The sequence below is a fragment of the Sphingobacterium hungaricum genome (assembly GCF_015210005.1).
Classification (GTDB): Bacteria; Bacteroidota; Bacteroidia; order Sphingobacteriales; family Sphingobacteriaceae; genus Sphingobacterium; species Sphingobacterium hungaricum.
Map to the genome: position 1 here is coordinate 397572 of NZ_MU158698.1, position 16353 is coordinate 413924.

A 16353-nucleotide genomic window follows, 5' to 3' on the forward strand; every position below is an offset into this window, starting at 1 on the left:
GTTTACAGATAATCGGATAAAAACTATAGAGGTAGAATAATTTTTAGCGTATCGGTTGAAATTTTTAAAATTTCAGTAATTTTCCCATTGATTTTTGGTGATTTTTTACCTTTATGCAAAATTGTTTTTGATGTAATCACACGCGCTTCATCCCAGAGATTGGCGTCAATAAATTGTTGAAGCGTATGTGCGCCACCCTCGATAATGATTGACTGCACATCCATCAGGAACAATTGATAAAGAATAGTCTGAGGTAAGTATAAATCAAAGTTTTCAAGAGCGATAAATTTCCGTTTAGCTGTCCATTCAGATTTGACATCATTGAAAATAATAGTCTCCGCTTCTTCCGAATAGATCGAGTTTGTTAGAGGAACATCCAAATGTTTGTCAATCAGAATCCGTTTCGGATTTTTGCCCGACCATTCTCTGACCGTTAATGACGGATTATCAGCAATTGCCGTATTCTTACCAACCAAAATAGCATCTTCTTCGCTTCTCCATTTATGTACAAGCTGTTTGCTTGCCTCATTTGAAATCCAAAGCTGCTGTTGTTCTTCTGGCGCAAAATAGCCATCCGCCGTTTCTGCCCATTTCAAAATCACATAGGGCCTGCTTTTTTCCAATTTCGTGAAGAATCTTCTGTTTGACCACTTTGCTTCTTTTTCCAAAACACCAACCATGACTTCGATGCCTGCATCTTTTATTTTCTTTACTCCTTCGCCATTAACCTTTGCAAACGGATCTATGCATCCAATTACAACTTTTGAAAACTGCTTTTGAATAATCAAGTCAGCACAAGGCGGTGTTTTTCCAAAATGCGAACAAGGTTCGAGGCTAACATAAAGCGTACTTTTTGTAAAAAGTTCGTCAGCGGATTGTCCATATTTTGAAGAACAATCCTGAATGGCATTCACCTCTGCATGAGGGCCGCCATAGGGAGAAGTATATCCTTCGCCAATAATCTTATCTTCATAAACAATCACTGCGCCAACCATCGGATTCGGACTGACAGTTCCGGAACCCAATTGAGCGAGCTCAAAACAGCGCTTCATGTAATGTTCATCTTGCATATACAAAATTATTAAAATCTCCCATAGTAAACGATTAAGGAATCGCTTTTGTAAATTTGCTCCATGAATTCATACAATGCCCTGTCTGAACAGTATAAAAACAATTTACAAGAGCTGTATACTGCGGATGAAATACAGTCAATTCTGAACCTCGCGCTCGAAAAGCTTACGGGGAAAAATGCTTTGACTGTACGCATGCAAAAAGAGATTTCTTCAGAAACTTTTAACCGTGCTTTGGAAATTGGAAATGAGCTTCAGCAAGGCAAACCTATTCAGTATATTTTGGGTGAAGCTAGTTTTTATGGCTTAACCTTGCAGGTTAATGAACATGTCCTGATTCCACGAATGGAAACTGAAGAACTGGTGAACCTGATCATTAAAAATCATAAGGCTGAACAAAACCTGGAAATTATCGATATTGGAACCGGTTCGGGTTGCATTCCAATTGCCTTAGCGAAACACCTACACTATAAAGAAATTACTGCAGCGGACATTTCTTCAGATGCCATCCGATTGGCTAAACAAAATGCGTCAGACAATCAGGTAGCTATCCATTTTAAAGAAATTGACATCTTGGAATGGGATCTTGTTTTTGATGCTGAGCAATATGATTTAATCGTCAGCAACCCGCCCTATATCCGAAACATGGAAAAGGCGGCCATGCATAAAAATGTGCTAGCCTACGAACCTCATTTAGCACTTTTTGTCGAGGACCATACTCCTTTATTATTTTATACCACCATTGCTGATTTTGCTTTGCAACATTTAAAAAAATCAGGAAAACTCTATTTTGAAATCAATCAATATTTAGGAACTGAGACGCAGGACATGCTCCTAAAAAAAGGTTTTAAGAATGTTTTGATTCTAAATGACATCAATGGGGCACAAAGGATGATCGTGGCAGACAGGTAAAATTATATGCATTTTTTCAAACTGAATAACAAGCACTTAATTAATATCCATTAAAATAAGCTGTATTTATTTTGGCACTAAAGTGAATTTTTATACCTTTGCATCACTTTAAACAAAGAAAACAACTTATTTCTTAAACGTTTAAAAAGGATTCCGTAGCTCAGCTGGTAGAGCAATACACTTTTAATGTATGGGTCCTGGGTTCGAATCCCAGCGGGATCACAACTTTCAGAGTAAATTACAGTAAAACCCTTTAAATGGTACCATTTAAAGGGTTTTATTTTTGACCATATCCCCCTTATTCTTCTGTAAAGCTGTTCTTAAAAAGTTCGTAAATCGAGACCTCACTTTTCAACATAAAAAAAGGTCACCAATTTTAACAGTATTAGCCTGACCAATAATCAGTCATGTACCATGCCATATATTGGACATTTTGCCAATCCTCTTCCATAAAAAACTATTTACAAATCGCTTTCCATCATATAACAGCATCTGTTACAAAAAACAAAAAGACGGATAGCACGATGCGATTTTTAAACTCATAATCAATAGGTTGACTATTATTTTGAAAACATTTTTTGCTAAAAATATTAGTATTTTGTAGATTGCATTCAGTATTTTTATTCTAAACACATCAATAATCAAGCGGATATGGAAGGGACTGCAAAAAAAGAAATAATCAAAGTTCTGCGAGAGAGCATATTGAAGATTGAGGGTTTCAAAAGTGTAACAAACGAAATGGACCAGCCAGATTGTATGCTGAATGACATGGCTTCAGCATTTCCCTATGGGAGATTTCCTACCGGAGCTATACATGAGTTTATCAGCCCAACTGCTGCCTGCGCTACCTCTGCAAATGGTTTCATTGCCGGATTGTTATCTGCTTTGATGGCTAATGGATTGCCCTGTCTATGGATCAGTACAAAACGAAGCCTCTTCCCAGCGGGATTAAAATATTATGGCATTGAACCGCATCAGGTTATTTTTATTGATGTAAAAAAGAATAAAGATGCACTTTGGGTTATGGAGCAAGGGTTGAAATGCAATGCCGTAGCTGTAGTCGTAGCAGAGCTCAATGAAGTTTCTTTTTCAGAGTCCCAGCGTTTGCAGCTTGCTGTAGAACAAAGTCGGGTAACTGGGTTTCTCCACCGCAAAAGGCCTCACAAAGAAAATACGCTAGCTTGTGTATCTAGATGGAAAATAAGGCCTAAAAAAAGCTATATAATCGATGATTTGCCTGGCGTTGGCTTTCCGATGTGGGAAGTACAGCTCGAAAAGATCCGCAATGGTAAACCCGGTAAATGGGTGTTTGGATGGAGGGATAAACAATTTGTGTCTATACCACTAACACCTCTCCAAAAAATCCCAGTGCTAAAAATGGAACAATATGGCTAAGCGAATTCTGTCCCTATGGTTCCCTTATCTGGCTACGGATCGGCTAAGCAAACATTATCCTGAACTCAAAAACAAACCTTTTGTATTATCTGCATCTGAAAAAGGAAGGATTGTCATCAAGGCGGCGAATTTGCTCGCTGAGCAGGAAGGTATTACAGCAGGTAAAGTACTGGCGGATGCTAGGGCGATCTTTCCTTCAATAGATGACTTTAAGTACGATCTCGAAGTGATTAACAAGCTTCTTGAATCGCTGGCTGCATGGTGCCTCCGCTTTACGCCGATAGCAGCAGTTGACCCTCCAAATGGCATCATGCTGGATATATCCGGATGTGCGCATCTGTGGGGAGGAGAACCACAGTATCTGAAAACGATTGTCAAGCGACTATTGGATAATGGTTATGAAGTAAGGGGAGCGATAGCCGACACAATCGGAACAGCATGGGGAACCGCAAGATACGGAAGCGGATTTTCTATTGTAGAAAAAGGCAAACAGATTGAAATGCTTGTTTCGCTTCCTTCGGATGCGCTTCGTCTGGAAACGCCAGTCCTCCAGCGTATTCGTAAACTGGGATTTCGCAAAATAGGACAATTCATAAACATGCCAAGCGCAACGCTTCGCCGACGTTTCGGAGAAACATTATTGGAACGCTTAGGACAAGCAGTAGGCTCCTATCCAGAAGCATTGCATCCTATAAAGCCCCAACAGCCTTATCAAGAACGCTTGTCCTGCCTTGAACCTATACGAACAGCTACGGGCATAGAGATTGGACTCCAGAATTTATTGGAATCGATCTGTAACAGAATGGGAAAGGAAGGCAAAGGCTTTCGAACAGGAATATTCAGAGGATATCGCATAGATGGAAAAGTAGAACAGATTAGCATTGGAACCAGCAGAGCTTCAAATGATCCCCTGCACTTATTTAAGCTTTTTCAGCTAAAGATTCAACACATAGAACCCGCGCTGGGCATTGAGCTTTTTGAGTTAGAAGCCTCCCTCGTCGAGGATGTTGAAGAAGATCAGGAAGTCCTATGGAACGTTGGGGGCAACCCTAAAAAAATTGCTGAATTACTAGATAATATCGCAGGAAAAATCGGGATGAATGCCATACACCGCTACTTACCGACCGAACATCACTGGCCCGAACGTTCAGTAAAGTTAACATCTTCACTGGATGAAAAACCATCAATAGCATGGCCTGCGGATAAATTGAGACCGTTGCATCTTTTAGCCAAACCCGAGCCCATAGATGTAATGGTTCAATTACCCGATTATCCACCTATGTTATTTACCCATAAGGGAAAAGCTTATAAACTAATGAAAGCGGACGGCCCTGAGCGCATCGAACAGGAATGGTGGATGGCAACGGGACAACCCCGGGATTACTACCGCGTCGAAGATGAAAATGGCGCACGCTATTGGCTGTTCCGCTCAGGACATTACGAAGATGGAGAAGTACAGTGGTTTCTCCATGGATTTTTTGCTTAAAAATAAGACAGATCAAGATGCAGTATGCAGAACTACAGACAACAAGCAACTTTTCATTTCTTAGAGGGGCTTCACACCCCCAAGAACTTATCGACACAGCCATAGCATTAGGTTATGATGCAATCGCTATTGCTGATCACAATACGCTTGCAGGGATTGTGCGCGCGCATGTTGCCGCAAAAAAAGCAAATATCCGATTTATTCCTGCTTGCCGGATTAACCTATTGGACGGACCTCCTTTGCTCGCATATCCTACCAACAAAGAAGCTTACAGTGCGCTCTCTTCCTTACTCAGCACAGGAAATATACGTACAGAAAAAGGACATTGCCTGCTCTATAAAGCAGATGTCTACGAACATGCAGGGGGAATGAAGTTTATTTCGATTCCTCCTGAAACCCTAAATAGCAATTTCGATTTCGAAGCCGAATACATACATGCATTAAAGGAATATAAAGAAGTACTCGGGAATAATCTCTATTTAGGAGCGTCATTTCTTTATAAAGGTGATGATCAGAAAAGAATGCACCGTCTTTATCAGTTACAGAATAAGCTGAATATTCCAATGGCCGCTATAAATGATGTTCATTACCACAGTCCAGCACGCAGGGAACTGCAAGATGTGATGACCTGTGTACGGGAAAAATGCACGATCCAAACAGCAGGCTTTAGGCTACATGCCAATGCAGAACGCCACCTGAAGCCTATCAAAGAAATGCATCGGCTATTCAAGCACTATCCACATGCTATAGAAAACACATTAGCGATTGTAGAAGCATGCAGTTTTTCTTTAGATGAATTAAAATACATTTATCCGGAGGAAATCGTCAATGAGGGGCGAACGCCTATGGAACAGCTCACTTACCTTACTTGGAAAGGCGCACACGAACATTTCGGCAATACGATACCTGATAAATTAAAGAAAACCATTGAGCACGAACTGGGATTTATGGAACGCAAAAATTATGCGTCTTATTTTCTTACAGTCTATGATTTTGTGAGCTTTGCAAGAAAAAAAAACATCCTTTGCCAAGGGCGCGGTTCTGCCGCCAATTCCGTAGTCTGTTATTGTTTAGGCATCACCTCAGTAGATCCCTCTAAATTCAAGTTGTTATTTGCAAGATTTATGAGTGACGCAAGGAACGAGCCTCCTGATATTGATGTAGATTTTGAGCATGAAAGACGAGAGGAAGTGATGCAATATATTTATGCCAAATACGGCCGAGATCGTGCCGGGATTGTTGCAACGGTAACACAGCTGCACTGGAAAGGCGCAATAAGAGATGTCGGAAAAGCAATGGGTTTATCGGTGGATACTGTGGACAAACTTTCAAAAGCAAGTTATGAGTTTACTGAAGACTGGTTTTCAGGAAAATCAGCACCTACCTCAGATGGTTTCAATATTAGTGATCCTCACCTGAAAAAAGTATTGGAGCTTACGCATCAGTATATGGGATTTCCACGACAGCTCGGCCAACATACAGGCGGATTTGTCATCACACAAGATAAGCTATCGGATCTTTGTCCCATTATCAATGCAAGAATGGAAGACCGTACTAATATTGAATGGAACAAAGACGACATCGAGGCTTTGGGTTTTTTGAAAGTGGATGTGTTGGCGTTGGGAATGTTGACATGTATCCGCAAAGGATTTGATCTTGCCAAGCAACATTATGGTTTAGATTTGACACTAGCCAACATCCCTCAAGATGATGTGAGGGTTTATGAGATGATTAGCCATGCAGACACTGTCGGTGTTTTCCAGATTGAGAGCAGGGCGCAGATGTCGATGTTGCCCAGATTAAGGCCTCAAAATTTCTACGATTTGGTGATCGAAGTGGCCATTGTCCGACCAGGGCCGATACAAGGAAATATGGTACATCCTTATTTAAGGCGGCGCAACGGAGAAGAAATCGTTGAATATCCTTCGGAAGAATTGCGGGAGATATTAGGACGGACATTAGGCGTCCCTTTGTTTCAGGAGCAGGCGATGGAGATCGCTATCGTTGCAGCTGGTTTTACCCCCGATGAGGCGGATGGGCTCCGAAGAAGTATGGCGACCTTTAAAGCAAAGGGAAAGGTAAGCGACTGGGAACGAAAACTAATCAATGGGATGATTGCAAAGGGATATAAAGAAGAATTTGCAAAGCGTGTATTCAGGCAGCTCGAAGGATTTGGAAGCTATGGATTTCCAGAAAGTCACGCAGCCAGTTTTGCCCTGCTCGTCTATGTTTCTAGCTGGATAAAATGTTTTTATCCCGATGTATTCGCAACCGCTTTGCTCAACAGCCAACCAATGGGATTTTATTCGCCTGCTCAGATTGTGATCGATGCACGCAAACATGGGGTCGAAGTAAATCCCATTGATGTCAATTATTCGCTTTGGGAAAATATATTGGAAGAAAAATCAGGACAGTATCATCCTTTACGCCTAGGTTTCCGGCAAGTAAAAGGGCTACAAGAAAACGACATACAACTATTGGTATCAAACAGAAAGACAGCTTTTGGTACGGTCAATGACTTGCTAAATACTGGAATATCCCAATCAGCATTGGAAAGATTAGCGGATGCTGATGCCTTCCGCTCGCTAGGCTTAGACAGAAGGCAGGCTCTTTGGGAGGTTTCCGCTCTTTCAGATCATCCTACCGGATTATTTGACGGACAACCTTCGCACAGCGAACACGAAGCAAAAGTAGACCTGCCTCCTATGTCAGCTATGGAGCACGTCATGCAAGATTACAGCTCCACCACTTTGTCGCTAAAAGCACATCCTGTTAGCTTTGCAAGGGAAAAACTGGACATCTTGCATGTCACCCCTTGCGGGAAATTAAATCAACTCAATAATGGAATATTGATTAAAGTATGCGGGCTGATCACGATCAGGCAAAGACCGGGAACTGCAAAAGGAGTCTTGTTTATTACGATCGAAGATGAGAGCGGGGTAGCAAATCTTGTGGTTTGGAGCAAAACATTTGATGCCTATCGGAAGATCATTCTCCAATCCCGACTTCTAATGGTGACAGGAAAATTGCAGATTGAAGGAGAAGTTACCCACGTCATTGTCCACTCTTGTCATAATTTAAATTCACTCATGAGAATTGATAACAAAAGCCGTGATATCGGTTCTGTTCAAAAAACAGCAAAGCCTGATCAGAATAATTCGGGCCAAGCAATCCAAGGACAACTTTTTCCATCAAGGGACTTTAAATAATGTATGATTTTTAACATTTGCCGAAACATAAACTTAATTCTATTTATAGGGGATTAATTTATCCTTTTCCAGTCTCTATCGTACAAGGTTTTTAATTTCGTTTTAAGGTCAGCACTAAAAATTTCTATTGGGTCTTCGTTTACGTCTAGCGTAACTTCAAATGTCGAAACTTCATCCTTATCGTCGAATTTAAGATTTTTATTGCTGTCTTTGGTCGCTGTGAGAATGATTTTATTGGAGCTTTCAATGAAAGCCCAATTATTTAGATTATAACCTTCAGGAGACAATTTTCTAAATTTTTTCCCTTCTTTATCAGAGACAAACAAATAAATCGGATCGATAGCATTTAATAAGCTGTCGGAGTTAAAGTCTGTTGTGCGAACTTCATAAAAAATATGATTTAACTTCTTTGGTATACTAATTCCTTCGTCTATGTTATACTTGAAATCATAATTTAGAATCAAAACTTTATTTTCCGTCAAAAGATGTGTCGTACTTGTGTGCGTGTTGTAGAACAAAACATTCCAATATCCATTATGGGGCATCTCTTTATACAAATAGTCATTTTCCCTATCCTTATTTTCTCCCATTTTCAATGGAAAAATAAGAATTCCGGAACTATCAATTTCTGAAAATTGCATAGTTTGAATATTTAGATTTTCAATAGGCTCAACATGGACAATTCCTTCGGGACTTTTATCCCGGTTACACGAAATTGATAGAACCAATAAACACAATAAAATAATTGGATTTCTCATAATGGTCTTAATTTTTGATCAATAAATGAGCAACAGTTAAGCAATGAATATTTGAAAATCAATTTATAACAAAATCTTTCTGCTACTATTTCAATATTAATTTAACAAAAAGCATCACAATTTGGAAAAATTGATATTCGATTTTAATGTTCCTAAAATTCTTTAGGTTCGTTTAATCGCTTAAGATTTATCAAGCTCCTTTTGTTACTAAATAAATCCAAAAATCATTAATTAAAAGCACACAACCAAGCGCAAAAAGTAAATTTTATTTACTAATGATTAATATCTATATATTTATTTTGTACGAACATAATAGAAGGAATAATCAACGCACTAAAAGATAGAATTATGAAAGCATATATAGTATCGGGCTTGATTTGGTTATTGCTAGTTTCTTGCGGAAAAGAGGATTGTTTTACAGCGCCTGAGCCAGTGGTTTTTGAATTTGTGGACGGGGCAGGAAATAACTTAATTACCACAGGCGCACTAAATCCTCAAAACTTTGATTTCCGTAAAGTAACCGGCGAGTTTGAAGATGTAAAAATCGATTACAGCTTAGGAGATGATGACCGAATCACGATAAATTCTTTTACAGATGATCCAGGCGTTACAAATTACCGATTTTATTCCATCATCCAATCATTTAGCTTTTCAGTTAAGGCCGAAGAAAATGCTTCGTGCGAAGGCAATAACATTGTTGATGTCCTTCTTATTCATGATGATTACACCGAACAAAACATGCGATTATTTCGCGTGACTTTAGCTAGGCAATAATTTCAACTTGTTTCAAAACTACTTGTTTGGAATCCCATTTTTTTGAAACGTCAAGTGTTGGCGAAATTTCCTTAGATGAAGTATATCCTTGAGGTTTTATAAAGCCTCAAGGATATTGAATAGTTTAATTTAGAAAGGAAAGACTAGTTCTTAGCGCTTAATTCCTTTGTAAATGAATATGGAAAAGCAGAGTCCTTCGTACCTCGAGTTAGATTGGGTTCTGCTGACATATCAAATTGCAATTTCGCTCCCTTCATTAACTCATCAAAGCTTAAATAATTCTTGTCATAGGCTTTGCCATTCAATTTCAGGCTTTTCACATACACATTCTCTTTCTGCTGATGAGTAGAACTGATTTCTACTTTTTTGCCATTTTCAAGATGCAAGGTCACTTTTTTAAATTGAGGGGAACCCAAAACATATTCGCCCGACGCTGGCGCTACAGGATAGAATCCCATCGACGAAAACACATACCACGCAGAAGTCTGTCCATTATCTTCATCTCCGCAATAACCATCCGGTGTAGGCTGGTAAAGTTTATCCATAATCTTGCGCACCCAATATTGTGATTTCCAAGGCTCACCCGCATAATTGTACAGGTAAGGCATGTGCTGTATTGGCTGATTCCCATGTGCATATTGCCCCATGTTCATGACCTGCATTTCGCGCATTTCATGGATCATGCTCCGGCTTTTCATTCCCTCATAACTTGGAATCACGAAAACAGTATCCAGCATTGCTGTAAATGCTTTATTTCCTCCCATCAAATCGATCAAGCCTTGAGGATCATGAAAAACACAGAAACTCCAATGCCAGGAATTACCTTCAGTAAAATCCCTTGACCATGCGCTTGGATCAAACTCAGCGCGGAAATTACCGTCCGAATCTTTAGGGCGCATCAGCTTGGTCTGCGCATCATAGACATTTTTATAGTTCATTGCTCGCTTCGCATACACGGCCGTTTCTGAATCCGGACGACCGATTGCTTTGCCAAATTGATAAATGCACCAATCATCGTAAGCATATTCTAGCGTGCGGGCTACATTCTGGTTAATATCCCGACCAAAAGGAACATAGCCTAATTCATTATACAATTGATAACCCGTTCTTCCCGTAGCCGAAATCTTTGGATGGACGTTATTCGCTCCATGTTGCAAAGCTTCCCACAAAACAGCTGTATCATATCCTTTTCTACCTGTCCGCAACGCATCTGCAACTACTGAAGCAGAATTATTCCCAATCATGGATTCCCGATGGCCAGGACTTGCCCATTCCGGCAGGAAACCGCTCTCTTTATATGCGTTGACCAATCCTTCCTGCATCTGATCATTCATGGACGGATACAACAGATTCAACAGCGGAAACAGCGAACGAAACGTATCCCAAAATCCGGTATCGGTAAACATTGCCCCTGGTAAAACCTGCCCGTTGTATGGAGAATAATGGACTCTATTTCCTTGCGCATTTATCTCAGAAAAATCGCGCGGAAATAACGTAGAACGATATAGAGCGGAATAAAATGTTTTGACTCGCTCCAAATCGTCATCTTCCACTTCTACCCTTCCGAGCACCTCATTCCAGCGATCTTTACCGGCTTGCTTGATTTCTTCGAAGGATTGAGAAACTTCCTTTAGGTTCAGTGCTGCTTGATCGAAACTGATAAACGATGAAGCGACCCTTGCCGTGACTACTTCTCCCTTTTTCGTCTTAAATCCAACAATTCCTCCAGCATGATTATCTTGAACTTCTAACTTCCCTTCCTTGATCTCATTGTTGCTAACGCCAGCTTGGTAGGTAAACGGTTTGTCGAATTCGATGACAAAATAGTTTTTGAAATTATCAGGAACGCCCCCGCTATTTTTTGTAGTATAGCCGATGATTTTATTTTCATTCGGAATAATCTTGATGTAAGAACCTTTGTCGAACGCGTCTATCGCTACAAAAGCTTTGTCCGTTTCCGGAAATGTAATTTTGAATATTGCAGAACGCTCGGTCGGCGAAAATTCAGTTGTGATATCGTAATCGGCAAGGTAGACACTGTAATAATAAGGTAGCGCAATTTCTGCTTTATGCGAGAACCAGCTCGCGCGTTTCTCTTGATCGAATTCAGCTTTACCCGTCATCGGCATAATTGAAAATTGTCCATAATCATTATTCCAGGGACTGGGCTGATGCGTCTGCTTAAAGCCTTTAATTTTGTCAGCGGTATACGTATATACCCATCCATCGCCCATATTACCTGTCTGTGGTGTCCAAAAATTCATTCCCCAAGGCCGGGCAATCGCTGGATAGGTATTCCCGTTGGACAGTTCGTATTTAGATTGCGTTCCGATCAATGGATTTACATAATCTACGGGACTTTTTTCTTGTGCGGTCGATGCTGTTGCAAAAAGCGCGAAACTTAGTGCGACTACGATTTTTGTAAGGTTCATTACATAAAAGTATAGAATCCATGTTAAATAAAAAAATGTGGGAGATATGAGATGTGAGATTTTGGAGTAAAGAATAAGGATGAAGGATTTGGTTTCTAGGTTAGATGTAGTTATTCGATATTTTCCATACAGGATGCCCTAGCAAAGATCTTAAATAGAATGTAGCTGTTCGATATCTTCCGAAGGGAGATTTCGCACTTAGGATGTATCGGGATTTGTAATCCCGAATCTTACTAAGATTTTTCTAGTAGTTCGGATTGCAAATCCACTTTTATCATTAATTCAGGATGACCCTTCGGAACATCCTGGATAGCGGAGGTATATTTGTAATTTATATAAACACACGCGGAACGCGTACGCTAGCGCCCTCTTGTACATTGCTCCGTAGGAGCAAAATATTTGTAGCAAATAATATAGTCTACAATCAGCGATCCGTAGGTTCGCAACAATTATTTGAAAACAATTTGTCAATTCGGTTGCGTACCTACGGCACGCTTTTAATTCCAACCAATCATTCTACCAATATTTAGCCTCTACAAGGCTTTAAGGTGTATTTTCTACTGGCAATAGATTGCTATTTATAAAACATACGCGAAACACGGGCGCTAGCTTGAGTTACCCGCAGATAGGTTTTTGAATTTTTACTTTTGAATTTTTACTTTAAATCCCGCTTTTATCATTAATTCAGGATGACCTTTCGGAACATCCTGAATAGCGGAGGCATATTTGTAATTTATATAAGCACTAGCGCAACGCGTGCGCTAGTGCCCTCTTGTACATTGCTCCGTAGGAGCAAAATATTTGTAGCAAATAATATAGTCTACAATCAGCGATCCGTAGGTTCGCAACAATTATTTGAAAACAATTTGTCAATTCGGTTGCGTACCTACGGCACGCTTTTAATTCCAATCAATCATTCTACAAATATTCAGCCTCTACAAGGCTTTAAGATGTATTTTCTGCTGGCAATAAGTTGTTATTTATAAAACACACGCGGAAAGCGTTCACTAGCATACCGATTTAAAATCCCGAATACTAGAGCGGATTGCCCTAAAAAAAATGCGCTCGGAAAGTAAATTCCGAGCGCATCTTTATCGATATATTTTAGCGAGTTATCCCTTGTGAGAGACTTCTAATTCATCGACATAATGTTCGTTAGGAACATAGTCAGCTACCATTTCAGCTTCGTAATCGATTTTCTCTTTCTTACCGAAACGTCTAGTTAATCCATCAAAGATTGAATACACAACCGGAACGATTACTAAAGTAAGGAATAAAGAAGATAACAAACCTCCGATAATAACGATTGCTAAACCTCTGTTCATATCAGCACCTTCACCTGTTGCTAATGCAATAGGAACCATACCGATAACCATCGCAATCGTCGTCATTAAGATTGGACGAAGACGAGCGTGGTTGGCAGCGATCAATGCATCATGTGTATTATCACCAGCGTCTTTACGATGATTCGCAAAATCCACTAGTAAGATTGCATTCTTACAAACCAAACCAATCAACATGATGATACCTAAGATGGTAAAGATGTTTAAAGTTGTATTTGTTAATGCCATCAATAATAATGCACCGATAAATGACAACGGAACCGAGAAGATTACGATAAATGGCGTGATAAAACTATCGTATAAGGACACCATTACTAGGTAAACCAAGATAATCGATGCCAATAAGGCGATACCTAAAGTACCAAATCCTTCTTCTTGACTCTCCATGTCACCACCCCAAATGTAGTTTACGCCTGGTTTTTGTTCCAACTTATCGAAGTTGGTACCCGTCCATTCAGTAGCAATGGTTGTTAATGGCTTACCAATAACCTGGGCCTGTACAGAAACCGATGGAGATTTATCACGACGTTCCAATAAGGTAGGACCCGAACTGTATGATACATCAGCAAATTGAGACAATTTGACAACTTGTCCTTGGTTATTTTGACCAGTAGTTACAAATTCAAGGTTTTTAACATCGTCAATACTTGTTCTTCCAGCTTCCATAAAACGGATGTTGATATCATACTCATATTGACCAGCTCTAAACTTACCATCTGTGTTACCCGCAAAAGCTGTTTGCATTGTCAAACCGACTGTAGATAAATTCAAGCCTAATTCAGCCATTTTATCACGGTCAACTTGCACGTTGATTTCAGGATTACCTTCTTCTGAGGTTAATTTTACTTCAGATGATCCTGGGATTTTGCGAAGTTCATCTGCTGCTTTATTTGCATATTCCATCGCCTCTTCCAAATCAGCACCTACAACCGTAAGCGTCAGTGGAGCTTGCTCTGGGCCCATCATTCCGACAGGAACCGATGTAATTTTGACACCTGGAACTTGATTCTCTAATTCGCGTTTTACTTTAGCGGCATAGACATTTGTACTTTCTTTTGATTCACGTTTCTCATGAAGAATAACTTGAATTTCGGATTTATATTTCGTTCCGGAAACACTACCCATTCCATCCGAAGATTGACCTACTGTCGTAATTAAACGCTCAACATCAGGAAGGTTTGTTAAGTATTGTTCAGCTTTTTGAGTTGCAAAATTCGTTGTCTCAATTGACGCATCTTTCGGCAATTCCATCTGAATCATAAATTCGCCTTTATCCGATGCAGGGAAAAACTCCCCTCCGATAAATCCAAGACCTACTAAAGATAGCGAAGCGAAGAACATTACAATAACCACTAACATCGTGATTACTTTGTTCCATCTGCTTTTCAAACTCCAAGTCAACAAATCCGAAATAGAGTGCGTAAACTTGTTTAATCCTGCTTCGAAACCATGAACAATTTTTCCAAAAAATGAATTTGGATTCATGTGCTCTAATTTACCGAAACGAGAGAACAACCAAGGAACGACTGTAAACGATACAAGCAAGGAAAGCAAGGTGGCAATAATGACCGTGACACAGAATTGGGACAGGATATTTGCCGCCATACCCGAAGACATTGAAATCGGCAAGAACACAACCACAATTACTAATGTAATCGCTGTAACCGTAAACCCAATTTCGGAAGCTCCATCATAGGCTGCACGAATCGCACTCTTACCCATTTCCATGTGTCGGTGAATATTCTCGATAACAACGATCGCATCATCGACCAAAATACCAACCACCAATGAAAGTCCTAGCAAGGTCATTAAATTCAGGGTATAACCCATGAAATAAATACCGATAAAGGTAGCAATTAGGGATAATGGTATCGCAACCATTACAATCGCGGCATTTCTCAAACTATGTAAGAAGAACAACATGATTACACCTACCAATACAATCGCCAAGAATAAGTCAAAAATAACGTTACTTGCTGCTTTTAATGTATAATCTGATGTATCGTTCGCAATAAATACTTTAACCCCTTGAGATGAATAACCTTGCTCAACTTCTGTGATCGATTGTTTAACCGCCTCACTCACCGCCACCGCATTTGCATCAGACTGCTTCATGATCTGCAAGAAAATTGTGCTCTGCTGATCTAGCCTTGAGATTTTTTCAACTTCTTTTTCACCATCTTGTACATCTGCAATGTCTGAAAGACGAATGCGCATGCCCGCAGGTGTCGTGATAGGAAGATTACGCAATTGTTCGATTGACGTGAATTTACCTGCCAAACGAATCAATGTTTGGTTATCTCTAGTTTTTACGTTACCTGTAGGAAAGTCAAGATTTGAAGAAAGCAATTCTTGCTGAACAGCTGAAACTCCCAATCCATAACCTTCTAATTTTTTAGGATCTAAACTTACTTCGATCTCACGCTCTTGTCCACCGATTAAATTAACCTGCGCAACACCATTCACACGAGAAAAGATAGGCTGAATCTGTTTGTCCAACAAATCGTACAATTCTTTTTCTGATACATTACTAGTGACACTCAATGTCATAATAGGCATATCATCCAAAGAGAATTTCACCAAGGACGGATTATCTACATCCTCAGGAAGATCACTTAAAATGGCATTAATCTTTCGCTGGGCATCATTTAGCGCATAATTCGCGTCTGCACCATCGTTCAAATAAATCAATACCAAGGATAAACTTTCGTAGGATTTAGCTTCCAGCTTCTTTACGTTTTCTAAAGACGAAACCGCATCCTCTATTTTACGGGTCACCGTATTCTCGACCTCCGAAGGCGACGCTCCAGGGTAGACAGTCTGTACAGTTAAAATGTTGACCTCAAACTTTGGAATGAGCTCATAACTTAATAAACTGTAACTTAAAATCCCTCCTAAAGTCAATATAATAAACATTACAATGACTAAACTTGGTCTTTTAATGGATATTTCTGAAATTTTCATTTACGCTTCT

9 protein-coding genes and 1 tRNA gene are annotated in these 16353 nt (G+C 39.8%); 6 read left to right on the top strand and 4 right to left on the bottom strand.

Translation table 11 applies throughout. The features are described 5' to 3' along the window. Window positions 1–23: 23 nt before the first annotated feature. Window positions 24–1070, bottom strand: coding sequence for a bifunctional diaminohydroxyphosphoribosylaminopyrimidine deaminase/5-amino-6-(5-phosphoribosylamino)uracil reductase RibD (gene ribD, locus C4F49_RS04860; protein WP_196934757.1), 1047 nt, complete (start codon window positions 1068–1070; stop codon window positions 24–26). A gap of 63 nt (window positions 1071–1133) precedes the next feature. Here ribD and prmC point away from each other — a divergent pair, with 63 nt between their 5' ends. The 5 genes from prmC (at window position 1134) to C4F49_RS04885 (ending at window position 8072) form a co-directional block, all read left to right on the top strand. Continuing rightward, entirely contained in the window at window positions 1134–1982 is an 849-nt protein-coding gene (gene prmC / locus C4F49_RS04865; RefSeq protein ID WP_196934758.1) for a peptide chain release factor N(5)-glutamine methyltransferase, read from the top strand. Between the two features lie 149 nt (window positions 1983–2131). After that, window positions 2132–2204: transfer RNA gene (locus tag C4F49_RS04870), tRNA-Lys, on the top strand. Window positions 2205–2633: 429 nt separating this feature from the next. Next, the gene (locus C4F49_RS04875) at window positions 2634–3377 is read left to right on the top strand and encodes an ImuA family protein (protein ID WP_196934759.1); all 744 of its coding nucleotides are present in this window, start codon (window positions 2634–2636) and stop codon (window positions 3375–3377) included. Then, a complete protein-coding gene (locus C4F49_RS04880) occupies window positions 3370–4863 on the top strand; it encodes a Y-family DNA polymerase (protein WP_196934760.1) in 1494 nt (497 codons plus the stop codon). The genes C4F49_RS04875 and C4F49_RS04880 overlap by 8 nt, the downstream gene beginning before the upstream one ends. A 17-nt stretch (window positions 4864–4880) precedes the next feature. Beyond that, window positions 4881–8072: an error-prone DNA polymerase gene (locus tag C4F49_RS04885; RefSeq protein ID WP_196934761.1), complete on the top strand. Its 3192-nt coding sequence runs from the start codon at window positions 4881–4883 to the stop codon at window positions 8070–8072. A gap of 53 nt (window positions 8073–8125) precedes the next feature. On the opposite strand, the gene C4F49_RS04890 is transcribed toward C4F49_RS04885, so the two are convergent. Then, window positions 8126–8830 (bottom strand): hypothetical protein, encoded by a 705-nt coding sequence (locus C4F49_RS04890; RefSeq protein WP_196934762.1) that lies wholly within the window; start codon window positions 8828–8830, stop codon window positions 8126–8128. Window positions 8831–9178: 348 nt separating this feature from the next. On the opposite strand from C4F49_RS04890, the gene C4F49_RS04895 reads away from it, so the two are divergent. After that, window positions 9179–9604 (top strand): hypothetical protein, encoded by a 426-nt coding sequence (locus tag C4F49_RS04895; RefSeq protein WP_196934763.1) that lies wholly within the window; start codon window positions 9179–9181, stop codon window positions 9602–9604. A 143-nt stretch (window positions 9605–9747) separates the two neighbouring features. On the opposite strand, the gene C4F49_RS04900 is transcribed toward C4F49_RS04895, so the two are convergent. Both C4F49_RS04900 and C4F49_RS04905 read right to left on the bottom strand, forming a co-directional pair. After that, window positions 9748–12036 carry a GH92 family glycosyl hydrolase gene (locus C4F49_RS04900; protein ID WP_196934764.1) on the bottom strand — a complete coding sequence of 763 codons (2289 nt, stop codon included), beginning with the start codon at window positions 12034–12036 and terminating at the stop codon, window positions 9748–9750. 1112 nt (window positions 12037–13148) lie between these two features. Then, the gene (locus C4F49_RS04905; protein ID WP_196934765.1) at window positions 13149–16343 is read right to left on the bottom strand and encodes an efflux RND transporter permease subunit; all 3195 of its coding nucleotides are present in this window, start codon (window positions 16341–16343) and stop codon (window positions 13149–13151) included. Window positions 16344–16353 lie beyond the last annotated feature (10 nt).

Coding starts and splice junctions, on each gene's coding strand:
- ribD (WP_196934757.1), bottom strand. CDS start 1,070: ATGCAAGATGAACATTACATGAAGCGCTGTTTTGAGCTCGCTCAATTG.
- prmC (WP_196934758.1), top strand. CDS start 1,134: ATGAATTCATACAATGCCCTGTCTGAACAGTATAAAAACAATTTACAA.
- C4F49_RS04875 (WP_196934759.1), top strand. CDS start 2,634: ATGGAAGGGACTGCAAAAAAAGAAATAATCAAAGTTCTGCGAGAGAGC.
- C4F49_RS04880 (WP_196934760.1), top strand. CDS start 3,370: ATGGCTAAGCGAATTCTGTCCCTATGGTTCCCTTATCTGGCTACGGAT.
- C4F49_RS04885 (WP_196934761.1), top strand. CDS start 4,881: ATGCAGTATGCAGAACTACAGACAACAAGCAACTTTTCATTTCTTAGA.
- C4F49_RS04890 (WP_196934762.1), bottom strand. CDS start 8,830: ATGAGAAATCCAATTATTTTATTGTGTTTATTGGTTCTATCAATTTCG.
- C4F49_RS04895 (WP_196934763.1), top strand. CDS start 9,179: ATGAAAGCATATATAGTATCGGGCTTGATTTGGTTATTGCTAGTTTCT.
- C4F49_RS04900 (WP_196934764.1), bottom strand. CDS start 12,036: ATGAACCTTACAAAAATCGTAGTCGCACTAAGTTTCGCGCTTTTTGCA.
- C4F49_RS04905 (WP_196934765.1), bottom strand. CDS start 16,343: ATGAAAATTTCAGAAATATCCATTAAAAGACCAAGTTTAGTCATTGTA.